The sequence below is a fragment of the Streptomyces viridosporus genome (genome assembly GCF_002078235.1).
Taxonomy (GTDB): Bacteria; Actinomycetota; Actinomycetes; order Streptomycetales; family Streptomycetaceae; genus Streptomyces; species Streptomyces viridosporus.
The window spans coordinates 1-1,294 of record NZ_MSGP01000800.1; the positions used below are offsets into that span (position 1 = coordinate 1).

A 1,294-nucleotide genomic window follows, 5' to 3' on the forward strand; every position below is an offset into this window, starting at 1 on the left:
CGGCGCGGGCGTGCACGTCCTGCACTCGGTCCCGCTTCCCGGCGGCGACCGCATCCACCACCTGCTCCTCGGCCCCGGCGGCCTGTGCGCCGTCCACGCCCTGTACGCCCGCAAGCAGCGGGTGACGGTCGCCGACCCCCTGGTCGGACTGGGCCGTCACGCGCCGCAGCCGCTCCTGCACCGCCTGCGGTCCGACGCCGACCGCGCCTCCTACGCCCTGACGGCCGAGGTCCGCCCGGTGCTGGTCCTGGTCGGTGCGTCGCGGGTGTCGGTCTCCGCCCCGCCGCGCGAGGTGCGCGTCCTGACGGACGAGGAAGTGGCGGGTCTGGCCGGCCTCGGCGGCGTGCTGAAGCCGGCCGACGTGGAGGCCCTGTACGCGATGGCCCGGGACCGGAGCACCTGGGCCCGGGTGTGAGCCGTCACCCCTCCCGCCCGGCGATGGGCGCCGCACGGTGATAATTAAAGCAAAATGGGACAAAATGGCGGCAGTGACCGGCGGGCGACCGGAAAGGTGCTGCACGTGAGATCCATCTGGAACGGCGTGGTCTCGTTCGGCCTGGTCAGAATCCCGATCAAGCTCGTGAACGCCACCGAGAGCCGCGCGGTCCCCTTCCGCGAGATCCACACGGAGGACGGCGGCCGGATCCGCCACCGCAAGTTCTGCGAGCTGGAGGACCGCGAGGTCACCGCTCGGGAGATCAGCAGGGGCTACGAGGAATCGGACGGCACGATCATCCCGATCACCGACGAGGACCTGTCCCGCCTGCCGATCCCCACCGCCAAGACCATCGAGATCGTCACCTTCGTCCCCGAGGAGCAGATCGACCCGCTCCAGATGGGGTCCGCGTACTACCTGGCGGCGGGCAGGGCGCCGGCCGCCCGGCCGTACGCGCTCCTGCGGGAGGCACTGAGGCGCAGCAACAGGGTGGCCGTCGCGAAGTACGCGCTGCGGGGCCGTGAACGCCTGGGCATGCTCCGCGTGGTCGGCGACACGATCGCCCTGCACGGCCTGCTCTGGCCGGACGAGGTCCGCGCCCCCGACGGGCTCGCCCCCGGCGCGGACGTCGCCGTCCACGACAGGGAGCTGGACCTCGCGGGCGCCCTGATGGACGCCCTCGGCGAGGTCGGCCTGGAGGACCTGCGCGACGAGTACCGCGAGGCGGTGGAGGAGGTCGTCGCCGCCAAGATCTCCGGCGAGGCCCTGCCCGAACCGCCCGAGCCGGAGCGCACCGGCAGGGTCCTGGACCTGGTGACGGCCCTGGAGAGGAGCGTCCAGGCGGTCCGGGAGTCGCGC

General features: G+C 73.0%; 1 protein-coding gene and 1 pseudogene. Both read left to right on the plus strand.

Annotation, left to right across the window (positions count from 1 at the left end; all coding sequences use genetic code 11):
- Positions 1-415: pseudogene (locus tag B7L92_RS37660) on the plus strand (NERD domain-containing protein); the annotation flags it as partial.
- A gap of 105 nt (positions 416-520) precedes the next feature.
- Positions 521-1,294: non-homologous end joining protein Ku (ku, locus tag B7L92_RS37665; protein ID WP_497592076.1), on the plus strand; the 774-nt coding region annotated here is incomplete at its 3' end.